We start from the raw sequence: 14,988 nt of genomic DNA on the forward strand, positions 1-14,988 counted from the left end.
GCGGTGGGGGTGGGTGTCACTTGAGGCTCCCTGCGGTCAGGCCCGCCTTCCAGTGCCGCTGGAGCACGACGAAGGCGATGATCAGCGGTGTGACGGCGAGGAGCGAGCCGGTGACGACCATCGGGTAGAAGGCCGGGTCGGCGTTGGCGTTGCTGTGCCAGTTGTAGAGGCCGAGGCTCAGCGGATAGAGGTCCTTGTCCGAGAGCATCACCAGCGGCAGGAAGAAGTTGTTCCAGATCGCGGTGAACTGGAAGAGGAAGACCGTCACGAAGCCGGGCATGACCATGCGCAGCCCGACCGACCAGAAGGTCCGCAGCTCGCCCGCCCCGTCGATCCGGGCGGCCTCCAGCACCTCGTCGGGGATGTAGCCCGCGCTGAAGATCCGCGAGAGGTACACGCCGAACGGGTTGACCAGCGCCGGGATCAGCACCGCCCAGTAGGTGTTGACGGTGCCGGTCTCGACGGCCAGCAGGTACAGCGGCAGGGACAGCGCCGTGGAGGGCAGCAGCACGCCGAGCAGCACCAGGGCGAACAGCTTCTCCTTGCCCCGGAAGCGGTACTTGTCGAAGGCGTACCCGGCGGCGACGCTCACCAGTGAGCAGCCCAGCGCCCCGATGCCCGCGTACAGCAGGGAGTTGCCGTACCAGCGGAAGTAGATGCCGTCCTGGTAGGCCGTCAGCTCCGACAGGTTGTGCGCGAGGTCGAAGCCCTCGAAGGAGAAGACATCACCGCCCAGCAGGTTCCCGGCGTCCTTGGCGGCGGCCGTGAGCAGCCAGATCAGCGGGAAGAGTGTGTAGAGGGCGGCGATCAGGAGCACACCGTTGACCGCGGTCTTCGACAGCCACCGGTTGGAGGTTCTGGAAGTTCCGGAGGTCATGACCGTGCCTCCTTCCGGTGGGTGAAGCGGGTGACGGCGAAGGAGAGCACAGCGGCGACGAGGGCGATGAGGACGGAGGCGGCGGCCGCCAGCCCGTAGTCGTTGCGCTCGAACGCGGCGCTGTAGGCGTACATGTTCGGGGTCCAGGTGCTCGTCACCGCGGAGCCCGAGCCGCGGCTGAGGATCAGGGGCTCGGTGAACAGCTGGAGCGAGCCGATGATCGTGAAGAGCAGCACCATCACCAGCGAGGAGCGGATCAGCGGGAGCTTGATGGAGAAGGCGATCCGCCAGTTGCCTGCGCCGTCCACGGTCGCGGCCTCCAGCAGCGAGCGGTCCACGGCCTGCAACGCGGCGTAGAAGATCACCACGTTGTAGCCGAGCCACTCCCAGAGCGCGATGTTCACGATGGAGGGCAGCGTGCCCGCCGAGGAGAAGAAGTCGAAGCCGATGCCGCCCGCCTCCATCGCGGCGACGACCGGGGAGAGCTGCGGGGTGTAGAGGTAGATCCAGATCAGTGCGGCGATCAGACCGGGGATGGCGTGCGGCAGGAACAGCGCCAGCTGGAAGAAGCGCCGGGCGCGCGCCAGCGTGGTGTCCAGCAGCAGGGCCAGGACGATCGCGCCGCCGCCCATCAGCGGGATGTAGAAGGCGCAGTAGCCGAGCAGCACCCAGAAGCCGTCGCGGAACGCCTGGTCGCCCAGGGCCGCCGCGTAGTTGCCGAGCCCGTCGAAGACGGTACGGGGACCGTCGAAGCCGAGGCCGGACTGCTTCTCGGTGAAGAGACTGAGCCAGAGCGCGTAGACGACGGGGACGATCATCGCCACGGTGAAGAGGACGAAGAAGGGGGTGAGGAGGGCGCCGGCCGCGAGCCGGGTGCGGGCGCGGGTGCTGAGCGCCTTGGCGGGGCGCCTGCTGTCGTTGCCGCGCGCGGGATCGGGTGTGCTGGTGGCGGGACCGGACGTTCCGTGTGCGGGACCGGGTGGGCTGGTGGCGGGGCCGGGTGTTGCGTGTGCGGGACCGGGCGTGCCGGTGGCGGGATCAGGCGTTCCACGTACGGGATCGGCCTTGTCGTTCATGCCGGGTCCTCCACCTTCAGGCCGCGCTTCCGCAGGTCGGCGACCGTGGCGTCATAGGCCCGCCGGATCGCCTTCGGCAGCGTCGACGCACCACCCACCACCTCGCCGAGCGCGTCGCCCAGCGCGGAGTTGGTGGCGCCGGGGCTCGGGCCCCACACCCAGTCCGGCCCGATGGAGGCGCCCGCCTCCTCGAAGAGCCCGTACAGGTCCTGGCCCCCGTAGAAGCTGGTGTCGAAGGCCTTCCGGGCGATCGGCACCATCGCGGGGGAGGCGGGCAGGGCGCTGGAGGTGCTCGCCCCGATCCGCGCCTTGATCGCGTCCTCGTGCGTCGACATCCACAGCGCGAACTCGACGGCCGCCGCGGTCCTGGTGCTGCCCTTGCTCACGGCGAACGTGGAGCCGCCGATCATCCCGCTGGCCGGCCGGTCCGCCTCCCAGGACGGCAGCCGCACCGCCGCCCACTTCCCCTTCTGCTCGGGCACGATGCCCGCGAGCACGCCCGCGCCCCAGGAGGCCCCGAGATAGCCGACGGTGGTGCCCTGCTTGAGGGAACCGGTCCACTCGGGGCTGAAGGAGGAGGCGGTGGAGACGAGCCGGTCGTCGATCAGGCCCTGCCAGTACGCGGCGGTGCGCGCGGAGGCGGGGTCGGTGGTGTGGATCCGCCAGGCGGAGGTGCCCGCGTCGGCCCGGAACCACTGCGCGCCCGCCTGCCACGCCATGGCCTGGAAGAACGTCGGGTCGTCGGGGAAGAAGGTGGCGATCCGGGTCTTCGGCGAGGCCTTCCGCACCTGCTCGGCCGCGTCCCGGAACCCGTCCCAGGTGGCCGGCGGGGTGATGCCGTGCTCGGTGAAGAAGTCCTTGCGGTAGTAGAAGACCTGGGGCGCGGCGTCGAACGGGACCGCCCAGTTCCGGCCGCCGAGCGTGGTCATCTCGATGGTCTGCGGCAGGAACTTCCTCTTGATGTCCTCGGTCAGGTAGCCGCTGATGTCCTGGAGCGAGCCCTGGCTGACGAACGCGGACAGCTGCGGATACTCGATGGAGAGCAGATCCGGGGCGATGCCCGCCTTCACCGCGTTGGCGATCTTCGGATAGCCGCCGAGACCGCCGGACGGTATCTCCTCGAACTCCACCTTGATCGTTTCGTGGGTCGCGTTGAACGCGTCCACCACCTCCTGCGACCCCCTGGTCCAGGCCCAGAAGGACACGGTCACCGGATCGTCGGCGGTGCCTCGGGTGCGGGAGTCGTCGGCGCCGCCGCACGCCGTGAGAACGGCGAGAGCGGTGGCGGCGCCGACCAGCGCATGGACGGAACGGGACCAACTGCGGCTCACGGCATGGCTCCTGTACGGACGCACGGACGGTTCGAGCGGGTAGCCGCGATGTTTCGATCCCGCCTGAGCGAAGTCAAGAGCGAAAGATTGAATGATCGAATAATGATCGATTCAAGAGGGTGTGAAGAGGGTCAGACCGTCGCAAGACGGTCGGCCTCCTCCGCCCCCGGCCGCCCGCACGACCCCCGCACCCGCAACGTCGGCAGCAGCGCCACCCGGCGCCGGGGCGCGGCCTCCTCGCCCCCCGGATACCGGGGCCCGGACAGCCGCTCCACCAGCAGCTCCGCCGCGCACCGCCCGACCTCCCGCTTCGGCGGGGCCACCGCGCTGAGCGGGGTGTCGGCGAGGGCGGCGACCTCGTCGTCGTACGTGATGAGCGCCAGGTCGTCCGGGACCCGCACGCCCAGCTCGGCCAGGCGGCGCACCATGCGGATGGCGTCCTCGTCGTTGTGCACCAGCACCGAGCCCGCCCGCCCCTCGCGCACCGCGTTCCGCACGGCCAGCGCGGAGCGCTCGAAGAGGGCCGGGTCGCGCTCGGCGGAGGTGGCGGCGATCAGCGGTTCGGTGCCGGCCAGGCCCAGGGTCTCCAGCGCCCGCCCGTAACCGGCGCGCACCGCCCGGGCGGTGGGGCTGTCCGTCCGGGCGACCAGCATCGGCGTCCCGTGTCCGAGCCGCACCAGATGCGTCACGGCGAGGAGCACCCCGTGCGCGTGGTCGGAGCCGACCCGGTCCAGCCCCTCCAGCGGACCGCCGGGCTCCCCTTCCCGCTCCACCAGCACCTTCGCGACCGGCAGCCGGGCGATCCAGTCGCTGTAGCGCGCCGGGTGCTCGGGCTCGGTCCAGCTCGGCGCCAGCAGCAGCCCCTGGGCCCCGGCCGCCAGCAGCCCGGCGGCGTGCGAGGCGTCGTCCTCGGGGCGGTAGTCGGTGACGCGCAGGATCAGCCGGGCGCCGAGCCGGGCGGCTGCCTCGTGGGCGCCCCGGATGACCTCGGCGAAGTAGTACGCGGTCGCCGGGGCGAGCATCCCGATCACCGGCCCGCCGCCCACCGGCGTACCGGCCGGGCCCCGGTCGGCGGGCCAGGACACCGCGCCGTGCGTCCGCTCCAGCAGCCCCCGGGAGGCCAGCGCCTCGACATCGCGCCGGGCCGTGACCACCGAGACACCCAGGCGTCCCGCCAGGTCCGACACCCGTACGGTGCCGCGCTCGCGGACCAGGTTCAGCAGCCGGTCATGTCGTTCGGCTCCACCTTCGCGCACGGTGACAGCCCCCCTTGAGCAGAATGATCGAACCATGGGTGATGGCCGATCATTCGATCACAACGGGGTCGGGGGAGGGGAGGGCCCGGTACGGACCGGTGGGCCCGACGCGCCTACTGCGGACCGTACTTGCGCCCCGTACGCGAGCTGACGCCGCCCAGCAGGCTGCGCGGCACCACCTTGACCAGCCCCATCAGTGCCTTGTAGCGCGGGTCCGGGATCGACACCGACTTTCCCCGGGCCAGGTCGGCCAGGGCCGTGGCCACCAGCTTGTCCGCGTCCAGCCACATCCACCCGGGGATGTTGCCGGTGCCCATCCCGGCCCGCTCGTGGAACTCCGTACGGACGAAGCCCGGGCAGAGCGCCATCAGCCGTACCCCCGAACCGGCGAGGTCCTTCGCCGCACCCTGGGTGAACTGCACGACCCACGCCTTGGACGCCCCGTACGTACCGCGCGGCACGAACGCCGCGACAGACGCCACGTTGATCACCCCGCCCCGGCCGCGCTCCTCCATGCCCGTGGCGGCGGCCGAGGTCAGCCGCAGCACCGCCTCGCAGTGCACCTTCAGCATCGTCAGCTCGTCGGCCATGGACACTTCCAGGTAGCGCCCCTTGTTGCCGAACCCGGCGTTGTTGACCAGCAGATCGACCGGGTGCGTCCGGTCCGCGAGCCGCTTCTCGACCGCCTCGATCCCGGCGTCCGTGGACAGGTCCGCGCGCAGCACCTCGGCCTCGATGCCGTGCCGGTCGTGCAGTTCGGTGGCCTGCTCGTGCAGCCGGGCGGTGTCCCGGGCCACCAGCACCAGGTTGTGCCCCTGGCCCGCGAGCCGCCGCGCGAAGGCCGCCCCGATACCCGCCGTCGCGCCCGTAATCAGTGCAGTCGTCATACGCGGCACGTTAGTGCCCCCGCGCGCCCCCGGTTTCACCCGCCCGTGGTCGCCGCACCGCGACCCCGGACGGGCGGCCCGGTCAGGGCCGGGCGGCGGCGAAGCAGGGCACGCGGGCCCGGTGGTCGCTGTCCGTGCCGCTCACGCCCGACGAGGTGCCGACGACCCGGCCGTCGGCATAGGCCGCCCGCCGCCCACCCTGGTCCCGGGCGCCGTGGCCGCCGCCGGGTGCTGGAGGAGCACCTTCTCCGTGCCCGCGCCTCCCGGGCCCATGAGGAAGGCCCGGCCCGGCCGGCGACGCAGACTCGTCAGCCCTGGGCGGCCTCCTCAGCCCTGGGCCGCCACGTACTCCCGCGCCTTGCGCAGTGCCTCCGGGTGCAGTGCCGACGCTGCGGCCAGCAGCGACGGCAGCAGGGCGCGCTCGGTGGTGACGGCCCGGAACTGCAGAGCCGCGGTGACCTCGTGGTCCGGTCGGTGCACGATCTCGACGGGGTCGCCGGCCCGGATCGTGCCCGGTTCGATCACCCGCAGATAGGCGCCGGTCACCGCTTCCTGGGTGAACCGCCGCACCCACTTCTCCTCCTTGACGTGGTCGGCGAACGTCCGGCACGGGATACGGCCGGAGGCCACCTCCAGCAGCAGTTCGTCCCCCACCCGCCAGCGCTCCCCGATCAGCGCGCCGCTCACATCGACCCCGAGGGTGGTGAGGTTCTCGCCGAACACCCCGTTCGCCAGCTCCCGGCCGCCGAGCCGCCGCTCCCAGGCGTCCAGCTCCTCCCGGGCGAAGGCGTACACCGCCTGGTCGCTGCCGCCGTGGTTGCGCAGATCGCAGACCGCGTCCCCGGCGAGCCCGCTGCCGCCCGTTCCCTTGGGGCCGGGGTCGGAGACCCGCACGCTTCCCTCGAACGGCCGCTTGTCGATCCCGGACAGACCGCCGGGGCCACCGGCGGACGGGAGCGGGGTGGGCCGGCCGATATTCACGCTCAGCAATCTCATACCGGTCACGCTAACGGCTCAGCCCTCAAAGAGGTACGTCACTAATTCGCCTCCCACCCAAGAAGCTCTTATGGTGGTGGGTGTGATCGAAGCACGCCACCTCCGCGTCCTGCGCGCTGTCTCCACCACCGGCTCCTTCTCCGCCGCCGCCCGCGAACTCGGCTGCACCCAGCCCGCGGTGAGCCAGCAGATGAAGGCCCTGGAGTCCTCCGCCGGCACCACCCTGCTGATCCGCACCGGCCGCGAGATGCGCCTCACCCAGGCGGGCGAGGCGCTGGTGCGCCACGCCTCCGGCATCCTCGCCGGGCTGACCGCGGCCGAGGAGGAGGTGGCCGCCATCGCCGGACTGCGGGCCGGCCGGGTCCGGCTCGTCTCTTTCCCCAGCGGCAGCTCCACCCTGGTGCCCGGGGCGCTGGCGGCCCTGCGGGCCGAGCACCCCGGGACCAGGGTCTCGCTGGTGGAGGCCGAGCCGCCGCGCTCGGTCGACCTGCTGCGGGACGGTGACTGCGACATCGCACTGGCCTTCCGCTACGGCACCACCGGCGGCGAATGGGACGACCTGGTGGTCCGGCCGCTGCTCACCGACCGGCTGATCGGACTGGTCCCGGAGGGGCACCGGCTGGCGGACGCGGCGAGCGTCGCCATCGGCGAGCTGGCCGACGAGTCGTGGATCGCGGGCTGCCCGCGCTGCCGCCGCCAGCTGGTGGAGGTCTGCGAGGCGTCCGGTTTCACGCCCCGGATCGACTTCGCCACCGACGACTATCCGGCGGTGATGGGCCTGGTGGGGGCCGGGCTCGGTGTGGCGGTGCTGCCGGAGCTCGCGGTGGAGTCGGTACGCCCCAAGGGGGCCCGGACCGTCGCGGTGGAGCCCGCCATCGAGAGGGAGATCGTGGCGCTCACCCTCCCGGACCTGGCCCGGGTCCCGGCGGTGGCGGCCACCCTGGACCAGCTGTCCCTGGCGGCCGCCCGCTGAGGAGCCGCGCGGCCGGGGACGGGGCGGCGGCGTCGGGGGTCGAGTCGAGGCCCTGTCGGAGGCCGGGTTGGGGGGGCGGTGTTTCGGGCGGTGCTGGGGAAACGTTTCTGCGTTCGGTCGGGGCTGTCGGGTGTCAGGTCGGGCGGGAGCCCGTGGTGGCCGTGGTGGCGCCGGAGGGCGCCGCGGTGATGAGTCTGGTCCTGGCCCGGCCCATGAGCTCTTCGCGCTCGTCCTCGGTCAGGCCGCCCCACACCCCGTAAGGCTCTCTCACGGCCAGGGCGTGGGCCGCGCACTCGGCGCGTACCGGGCACCGCATGCACACCTCCTTCGCGGAGGTCTCACGAGCGCTGCGGGCGGCGCCGCGCTCACCCTCGGGATGGAAGAACAGGGAGCTGTCGACGCCTCGGCAGGCGGCGAGCAACTGCCAGTCCCACAGGTCTGCGTTGGGTCCGGGAAGGCGGGAGAAATCTGCCATTGCGCTTGTCCCCTCGAAGCCGTGCTGCGTCGGAAGCGGCATCCTCGACCGCCGGTGAACCGGCGATCCGTGATCGGCGATCGTCTCTTCGGTGACCTGACTCTCGACCGTACATCTGTGGTGCTAGTAGATGTAAATATGACTGTTTGCGAATCTAGCCACAGACACCCTCAAAAGGGAAGAAATCTCGCCAAATAGGGCAAGCCAGGGAGTGAAAATTCGGTTGACGGGTGAATCACCCGCGTCGTTCTCCTCCGTGTGCGGACCCTCACGTAGAGTGCCGAACCCGAAGGTCCGACCCGTAACTCTTTCGAGTGACCATCGTTAAGAGGGCGGATGCGGTTGACGGAGAACGAGCTCGGGCACATGTCCGAAGGGGTCAACCGCACAGGTGACGACTTGTATCAGCCTGGAGGCTCAAGGTGACGCGCATCAGCTGCGGAGGACGGTCATGACATCTGTGCTCGTCTGCGACGACTCCCCGCTCGCCCGAGAAGCGCTCCGTCGCGCGGTGGCCACCGTGCCCGGTGTCGAGCGCGTGACCACGGCGGCCAACGGCGAGGAAGTCCTCCGCCGCTGGGGCGCCGACCGCTCGGATCTGATTCTGATGGACGTACGCATGCCCGGTCTGGGGGGTGTGGAGACGGTCCGGCGGCTGCTCTCCGCCGACCCCGGGGCCCGGATCATCATGCTGACCGTCGCCGAGGACCTGGACGGGGTCGCGCTCGCGGTCGCCGCCGGTGCCCGCGGCTACCTGCACAAGGACGCGTCCCGCGCCGAGCTGCGGGCCACCGTCACCCAGGCGCTGGCCGACCCGACGTGGCGGCTCGCCCCGCGCCGGCTGCGGTCCGCCGAGATGGGCGCGGCCCCCACGCTCACCGCGCGGGAGATCCAGGTGCTCGAAGGCATGAGCCACGGCCGCTCCAACGCGGAGATCGGCCGTGAGCTGTTCCTCTCCGAGGACACGGTCAAGACCCACGCCAGGCGGCTGTTCAAGAAGCTCGGGGCCTCGGACCGCGCCCATGCGGTGGCCCTGGGATTCCGCTGGGGGCTGGTCCGCTGACGCCCGGCCCGGACCGCCCCCGTCCGTAGGCCGGCGGACGGGGCGACGGGACGGGTCACCAGCGGTACGGCCCCGGATCCGGGTGCCCGCCGTCGGCGCCGTGTGACGCTTCCCGGCCGATGACGCATCCTTGAGTCGTGGAGTTCCTCAGGAACGATTCGGTCGAGCGGAAGGGGAGGGCGCAGGACATGACATCCGGCGCACCCGCTCATAACGCTTCGGTGCACAACTCGGGACGCGATGGAGCGGACCTCGCGGCATCAGGGCACCATGGTCCGATGCGCGAGGACGAGACCACGGTGATCGGTGCACTCGTGCACCGTGCCGTCGACGGCGACGCGCAGGCCACCCACGATCTGCTCGCCCATGTCCACCCCCTCGCCCTGCGCTACTGCCGCGCCCGGCTCAACCGCCTGCCCGGTGATGCCCGTCACTTCGTGGAGGACCTCGCCCAGGAGGTCTGCGTCGCCGTGCTGATGGCCCTGCCGCGCTACAAGGACACCGGCAGGCCCTTCGAGGCCTTCGTCTTCGCCATCGCCGGCCACAAGGTCGCCGACCTCCAGCGTGCCGCGATGCGCCACCCCGGGTCGACCGCCGTCCCCTCCGACGAGATGCCCGAGCGGCCCGACGACTCCCTCGGGCCGGAGGAGCGCGCCCTGCTCAGCAGCGACGCCGCCTGGGCCAAGAAGCTCCTCGCCAATCTTCCGGAGAGCCAGCGCGAGCTGCTGGTCCTGCGGGTCGCGGTCGGGCTGACCGCCGAGGAGACCGGCCGGATGCTCGGGATGTCCCCGGGCGCGGTCCGGGTCGCCCAGCACCGCGCGCTCAGCCGGCTGCGGGCGCTGGCCGAGCAGTAGGCCACCTTCCGCGCGGCGGCCCGTAGGAAGCTACACAACGCCCAACTGATCTTGATCGTGGAATGAGACACCCGTAGAGCCCGTTAGCATGGACATCCGCACCGATCAAGACCATTTGGGGAAGGTGTCATGACTGCAAACGTCGACGGAGTGCCTGAGAAGTTCGCGACGCTCGGGCTGACATACGACGACGTGCTGCTGCTGCCGGGCGCGTCAGAGGTCCTGCCCAACGCGGTCGACACCTCGTCCCTCATCTCGCGGAACGTCCGCGTGAACATCCCGCTGCTGTCGGCCGCCATGGACAAGGTGACCGAGTCCCGGATGGCCATCGCGATGGCCCGTCAGGGCGGCGTCGGCGTGCTGCACCGCAACCTCTCGATCGAGGACCAGGTCAACCAGGTCGACCTGGTAAAACGGTCCGAGTCCGGGATGGTCACCGACCCGATCACCGTGCACCCCGACGCCACCCTCGGCGAGGCGGACGCGCTCTGCGCCAAGTTCCGCATCAGCGGCGTGCCGGTCACCGACGCCGCGGGCAAGCTGCTGGGCATCGTGACCAACCGCGACATGGCCTTCGAGTCGGACCGCTCGCGCCAGGTGCGCGAGGTCATGACGCCGATGCCGCTCGTCACCGGCAAGGTCGGCATCTCCGGCGTGGAGGCCATGGAGCTGCTGCGCCGCCACAAGATCGAGAAGCTGCCGCTGGTCGACGACGCGGGCCTCCTCAAGGGCCTCATCACGGTCAAGGACTTCAAGAAGGCCGAGCAGTATCCGAACGCGGCCAAGGACGCCGAAGGCCGGCTGCTGGTCGGCGCGGCCGTCGGCGCCAGCCCCGAGGCGCTGGACCGCGCCCAGGCGCTCGCCGCCGCCGGGGTCGACTTCCTCATCGTCGACACCTCGCACGGCCACAACCGCAACGCCCTCGACTGGATGGCGAAGATCAAGTCCAGCGTCGGCATCGACGTCATCGGCGGCAACGTCGCCACCCGCGACGGCGCCCAGGCGCTGATCGACGCCGGCGTCGACGGCGTGAAGGTCGGCGTCGGGCCCGGCTCCATCTGTACGACCCGCGTGGTCGCCGGTATCGGCGTCCCGCAGGTCACCGCGATCTACGAGGCCGCGCTCGCCGCCCGGGCCGCGGGCGTCCCGGTCATCGGCGACGGCGGCCTGCAGTACAGCGGCGACATCGGCAAGGCGCTCGCCGCCGGCGCGGACAGCGTCATGCTCGGCAGCCTCCTCGCGGGCTGTGAGGAGTCGCCGGGTGAGCTGATGTTCATCAACGGCAAGCAGTTCAAGTCGTACCGGGGCATGGGCTCGCTGGGCGCCATGCAGTCGCGCGGCCAGGGCCGTTCGTACTCCAAGGACCGCTACTTCCAGGCCGAGGTCTCCTCGGACGACAAGCTCGTCCCCGAGGGCATCGAGGGCCAGGTGCCCTACCGGGGCCCGCTGGCCAACGTCCTCCACCAGCTCGTCGGCGGCCTGCGCCAGACCATGGGCTACGTCGGCGCCGAGTCCGTCGACCAGATGGAGAGCAAGGGCCGCTTCGTACGGATCACCTCGGCGGGTCTCAAGGAGAGCCACCCGCACGACATCCAGATGACGGTGGAAGCACCGAACTACAGCCGGAAGTAACGCGTCGGCACAGGTGAGGGGCGGACCGGAGTTCCCGGTACCGCCCCTCACCCGTGTGTCGGGGATACTGGTCAGCGCAGACGTAGAGGGAAAGGCCACACATCGTGACTGAGATCGAGATCGGGCGCGGCAAGCGCGGCCGCCGGGCTTACGCATTCGACGACATCGCTGTCGTACCGAGCCGCCGCACCCGGGACCCGAAGGAGGTCTCGATCGCCTGGCAGATCGACGCCTACCGTTTCGAGCTGCCGTTCCTGGCCGCTCCCATGGACTCCGTGGTCTCCCCGCAGCACGCCATCCGCATCGGTGAGTTCGGCGGCCTGGGCGTCCTCAACCTCGAAGGGCTCTGGACCCGGCACGCCGACCCGCAGCCGCTGCTGGACGAGATCGCCGAGATGCCGGTCGACTCCGCGACCCGCCGGCTCCAGGAGATCTACTCCGCGCCCATCCAGGAGGAGCTGATCGGGCAGCGCATCAAGGAGGTGCGCGACTCGGGTGTCGTCACCGCCGCCGCGCTCTCCCCGCAGCGCACCGCCCAGTTCTCCAAGGCCGTCGTCGACGCCGGGGTGGACATCTTCGTCATCCGGGGTACGACGGTCTCCGCCGAGCACGTCTCGGGCGCGGCCGAGCCGCTCAACCTGAAGCAGTTCATCTACGAGCTGGACGTCCCGGTCATCGTCGGCGGCTGCGCCACGTACACCGCCGCCCTGCACCTGATGCGCACCGGCGCGGCCGGTGTCCTCGTCGGCTTCGGCGGCGGCGCCGCGCACACCACGCGCAACGTCTTCGGCATCCAGGTCCCGATGGCCACCGCCGTCGCGGACGTGGCCGGGGCCCGCCGCGACTACATGGACGAGTCCGGCGGCCGGTACGTGCACGTCATCGCCGACGGCGGCGTCGGCTGGTCCGGCGACCTGCCGAAGGCCATCGCCTGCGGTGCGGACGCCGTGATGATGGGCTCCCCGCTGGCCCGCGCCACGGACGCGCCGGGCCGGGGCCGCCACTGGGGCATGGAGGCCGTCCACGAGGACGTGCCGCGCGGCAAGCTGGTCGACCTCGGCTCGGTCGGGACGACCGAGGAGGTCCTCACCGGCCCCTCGCACACCCCGGACGGATCGATGAACATCTTCGGTGCCCTGCGCCGCGCGATGGCCACCACCGGCTACAGCGACCTGAAGGAGTTCCAGCGCGTCGAGGTGACGGTGGCGGACTCGCAGCACCGCCGCTGACCTGTTCGTACGCAGACGGAAGGGCCCGTACCGCAACGGCGGTACGGGCCCTTCCGCTTGTCTCCGCGAGGTGTCAGCTCGCCTTCTTGGCGCCGCCGATCGCGGCGATCGCGCCGAGGGCGATGAAGAGGTAGCGCATGAAGTCGGCCTCTTCCTTCCAGACCCGGGTGACCGCGTCGAAGTGGTCGAAGAACACCTCGGAGAACGAGACGCGGGCGACGTCCGCCATCACCATCGCGTAACCGATGAGCTGGCCGAAGTAGACGGCGCCGATGGAGAAGACGGCCGCCGCGGCGATGGTCACCGGGCTCGCGCCGCCGAGCTTGGCCGCCGCGAAGCCGACGAGGAAGCCGACGGCGACCGCCGCGTAGCCGATCTCGCGCTCGATCGACCCGAGGAGCACGCCGTACAGGATGGACGCGACGATCGCCGCGCCGAGGGCGGCCAGCACTCCGACGGCGAGGCCTTTGCGGGCCGGGGGAGACGGTGCGAAGGGGGCGCCGCCGAACGGGGCGGGCTGGCCCTGCGGGTTCCCGAAGGGGTTACCGGTGGGCGCGGGGGGCTGGTCGCCGTAGGGACGGCCGGTGGGGGCCGCGGGCTGGTCGCCGTACGGATTGCCGGTGGCGGCCGGGGGCTGGTCGCCGTAGGGGTTGCCCGTGGGGGCGGCGGGTCCGGCCGCGTACGGGTTGCCGTCTACGGGCTGGCCGCCGTACGGCTGCTGGGGCTGGTTCGGCGGCTGCACGGGCTGGCTCACGCTGGGTCTCCCCCTGGGGCGAAATGCGCATGCGCGTCCTTGACGCGAACATGTGTGCGCTCTGTGACGCCGCACGGTAGCAGTACGCAGCGGAATTGGTCACTAGCTATCCGATGGCCGATATGCACATGTGCTGATGGCCGTTATGCGCCGTCAGAGCCGGTGTGCCGCCCCCGCCGGAGTGGCGCCCCGGGTGTCCAGGAGGAGCTGGGCCTTGACCGCGAGGCCCTGGAGGTCGTAGGTGCGGTGCTGCTGGAGCAGTACGGTCAGGTCGGCCGCGGCGGCCGCCTCGTACAGCGAGTCGGCGCGCGGGACGGGGCGTTCGCGCACCCGCCAGTCCAGGACGTGCGGGTCGTGGTAGCCGATCTGGGCGCCCATGTCCATCAGCCGGGTGGCGATCTCCCGGGCGGGCGCGGCCTCCTGGTCGGCGCTGTCCGGCTTGTAGGTGACGCCGAGCAGCAGGACGCGGGCGCCCCGGACGGACTTGCCGTGCTCGTTCAGCAGGGTGGCGCAGCGCTGGATCACGTAGCTGGGCATCCGGTCGTTGATCTCCTGCGCCAGCGAGACCATCCGCAGCGGGTGGCCGGGCGTGCGGCTGCTGTACGGGAGGCAGCCCGGGTCCACCGGGACGCCGTGGCCGCCGACGCCGGGGCCGGGGCGGAAGGGCTGGAAGCCGAACGGCTTGGTCTCGGCGCACCGGATGACGTCCCACAGGTCGACGCCGAGGTCGTGGCAGGCCACCGCCATCTCGTTGACCAGCGCGATGTTGACGTGCCGGAAGTTGGTCTCCAGCACCTTGGTCATCTCGGCCTCGCGCGGCCCCCGGGCCCGTACGACCTTGTCGGCGAGGCGTCCGTAGAAGGCGGCGGCCGACTCGGTGCAGGCGGAGGTGAGGCCGCCGATGACCTTGGGGGTGGAGGCGTAGGTGTGGGTGCGGTTGCCGGGGTCGAGGCGGCTGGGGGAGCAGGCGAGGTGGAAGTCGCGTCCGGCGGTGAGCCCGGAGCCCTCTTCGAGCAGGGGGCGCAGGAAGTTCTCGGTGGTGCCGGGCGGTACGGCGGATTCCAGCAGCACGGTGGTGTGCGGGCGCAGCCGGGCGGCCAGGGCGCGGGCGGCGTCGCCGAGGGCGGTGAGGTCGACGGTGCGGTCGGGGCCGAGGGGGGTGGGGGAGCAGATCACGGCGGTACGGACCCGGCCCAGCTCGGCGGCGCTGGTGGTGGGGCGGAAGCCGCCGGAGAGCATGCGGCGGATGTCGGACGCGGTGAGGGAGCCCTCAACGGGGGTGCGGCCCGCGCGCAGCTCCGCGCAGGGGCGTGGGTCGGTGTCGTAGCCGACGGTGTCGATCCCGGCGGCCACGGCGGCCTGCACCAGGGGGAGGCCGAGGTGGCCGAGTCCGATGACGGCGAGGTCTGCGGGCATGTCGAAGGCCGCCTTCCCTAAGACCGGAGTGCGAAAAGCGCAACTGCTGTGGACAGTGCAATGTCAGACTAGGCGTAAATATGACCTATATGTCGCATTGCGTGATGCCTGTCGTCCGGGTGTTGTCCACAGGCGGTGGCTGAAGTCGGGAAGCGCGGACAGAATCGAA

The 14,988-nt window shown here is 71.3% G+C and carries 14 protein-coding genes; 5 read left to right on the plus strand and 9 right to left on the minus strand.

The annotated features are described in order from the left end of the window. Positions 1-16: 16 nt before the first annotated feature. From D6270_RS21000 to D6270_RS21025, 6 genes are all read right to left on the minus strand, one after another. Positions 17-877: a carbohydrate ABC transporter permease gene (locus tag D6270_RS21000; protein ID WP_109164064.1), complete on the minus strand. Its 861-nt coding sequence runs from the start codon at positions 875-877 to the stop codon at positions 17-19. Next, complete coding sequence (locus D6270_RS21005) at positions 874-1,953, minus strand: ABC transporter permease subunit (RefSeq protein ID WP_109164063.1); 1,080 nt, start codon at positions 1,951-1,953, stop codon at positions 874-876. The genes D6270_RS21000 and D6270_RS21005 overlap by 4 nt, the downstream gene beginning before the upstream one ends. Next, entirely contained in the window at positions 1,950-3,284 is a 1,335-nt protein-coding gene (locus D6270_RS21010; protein WP_109164062.1) for an ABC transporter substrate-binding protein, read from the minus strand. The genes D6270_RS21005 and D6270_RS21010 overlap by 4 nt, the downstream gene beginning before the upstream one ends. 131 nt (positions 3,285-3,415) lie before the next feature. Further along, entirely contained in the window at positions 3,416-4,540 is a 1,125-nt protein-coding gene (locus D6270_RS21015) for a LacI family DNA-binding transcriptional regulator (protein ID WP_109164061.1), read from the minus strand. Positions 4,541-4,653: 113 nt separating this feature from the next. Beyond that, a complete protein-coding gene (locus D6270_RS21020; RefSeq protein ID WP_109164060.1) occupies positions 4,654-5,427 on the minus strand; it encodes an SDR family NAD(P)-dependent oxidoreductase in 774 nt (257 codons plus the stop codon). Positions 5,428-5,754: 327 nt separating this feature from the next. Then, positions 5,755-6,423, minus strand: coding sequence for an MOSC domain-containing protein (locus D6270_RS21025; protein WP_109164059.1), 669 nt, complete (start codon positions 6,421-6,423; stop codon positions 5,755-5,757). An 82-nt stretch (positions 6,424-6,505) separates the two neighbouring features. On the opposite strand from D6270_RS21025, the gene D6270_RS21030 reads away from it, so the two are divergent. Further along, positions 6,506-7,396 (plus strand): LysR family transcriptional regulator, encoded by an 891-nt coding sequence (locus D6270_RS21030; RefSeq protein WP_109167338.1) that lies wholly within the window; start codon positions 6,506-6,508, stop codon positions 7,394-7,396. A gap of 133 nt (positions 7,397-7,529) precedes the next feature. Here the strand turns inward: D6270_RS21030 and D6270_RS21035 are convergent, their stop codons facing one another. Next, positions 7,530-7,871, minus strand: coding sequence for a WhiB family transcriptional regulator (locus D6270_RS21035; RefSeq protein WP_026238029.1), 342 nt, complete (start codon positions 7,869-7,871; stop codon positions 7,530-7,532). Positions 7,872-8,322: 451 nt separating this feature from the next. On the opposite strand from D6270_RS21035, the gene D6270_RS21040 reads away from it, so the two are divergent. From D6270_RS21040 to D6270_RS21055, 4 genes are all read left to right on the plus strand, one after another. Continuing rightward, positions 8,323-8,934 (plus strand): response regulator transcription factor, encoded by a 612-nt coding sequence (locus D6270_RS21040; protein ID WP_003948568.1) that lies wholly within the window; start codon positions 8,323-8,325, stop codon positions 8,932-8,934. Between the two features lie 278 nt (positions 8,935-9,212). Further along, positions 9,213-9,788 (plus strand): sigma-70 family RNA polymerase sigma factor, encoded by a 576-nt coding sequence (locus D6270_RS21045; protein WP_084748752.1) that lies wholly within the window; start codon positions 9,213-9,215, stop codon positions 9,786-9,788. Positions 9,789-9,917: 129 nt separating this feature from the next. After that, positions 9,918-11,420, plus strand: a complete 1,503-nt coding sequence (guaB, locus tag D6270_RS21050) for an IMP dehydrogenase (RefSeq protein WP_109164058.1) — start codon at positions 9,918-9,920, stop codon at positions 11,418-11,420. A 104-nt stretch (positions 11,421-11,524) separates the two neighbouring features. Continuing rightward, positions 11,525-12,649, plus strand: coding sequence for a GuaB3 family IMP dehydrogenase-related protein (locus D6270_RS21055; protein ID WP_109164057.1), 1,125 nt, complete (start codon positions 11,525-11,527; stop codon positions 12,647-12,649). 73 nt (positions 12,650-12,722) lie between these two features. Here the strand turns inward: D6270_RS21055 and D6270_RS21060 are convergent, their stop codons facing one another. Next, a complete protein-coding gene (locus D6270_RS21060) occupies positions 12,723-13,403 on the minus strand; it encodes a hypothetical protein (RefSeq protein WP_225976917.1) in 681 nt (226 codons plus the stop codon). 153 nt (positions 13,404-13,556) lie between these two features. Then, entirely contained in the window at positions 13,557-14,819 is a 1,263-nt protein-coding gene (locus tag D6270_RS21065; protein WP_109164056.1) for a nucleotide sugar dehydrogenase, read from the minus strand. Positions 14,820-14,988 lie beyond the last annotated feature (169 nt).

It is taken from the genome of Streptomyces griseus subsp. griseus, assembly GCF_003610995.1.
In the GTDB taxonomy this organism is placed as follows: domain Bacteria; phylum Actinomycetota; class Actinomycetes; order Streptomycetales; family Streptomycetaceae; genus Streptomyces.

Coding starts and splice junctions, on each gene's coding strand:
- D6270_RS21045 (WP_084748752.1), top strand. CDS start 9,213: ATGCGCGAGGACGAGACCACGGTGATCGGTGCACTCGTGCACCGTGCC.
- D6270_RS21020 (WP_109164060.1), bottom strand. CDS start 5,427: ATGACGACTGCACTGATTACGGGCGCGACGGCGGGTATCGGGGCGGCC.
- D6270_RS21040 (WP_003948568.1), top strand. CDS start 8,323: ATGACATCTGTGCTCGTCTGCGACGACTCCCCGCTCGCCCGAGAAGCG.
- D6270_RS21000 (WP_109164064.1), bottom strand. CDS start 877: ATGACCTCCGGAACTTCCAGAACCTCCAACCGGTGGCTGTCGAAGACC.
- D6270_RS21025 (WP_109164059.1), bottom strand. CDS start 6,423: ATGAGATTGCTGAGCGTGAATATCGGCCGGCCCACCCCGCTCCCGTCC.
- D6270_RS21005 (WP_109164063.1), bottom strand. CDS start 1,953: ATGAACGACAAGGCCGATCCCGTACGTGGAACGCCTGATCCCGCCACC.
- guaB (WP_109164058.1), top strand. CDS start 9,918: ATGACTGCAAACGTCGACGGAGTGCCTGAGAAGTTCGCGACGCTCGGG.
- D6270_RS21065 (WP_109164056.1), bottom strand. CDS start 14,819: ATGCCCGCAGACCTCGCCGTCATCGGACTCGGCCACCTCGGCCTCCCC.
- D6270_RS21035 (WP_026238029.1), bottom strand. CDS start 7,871: ATGGCAGATTTCTCCCGCCTTCCCGGACCCAACGCAGACCTGTGGGAC.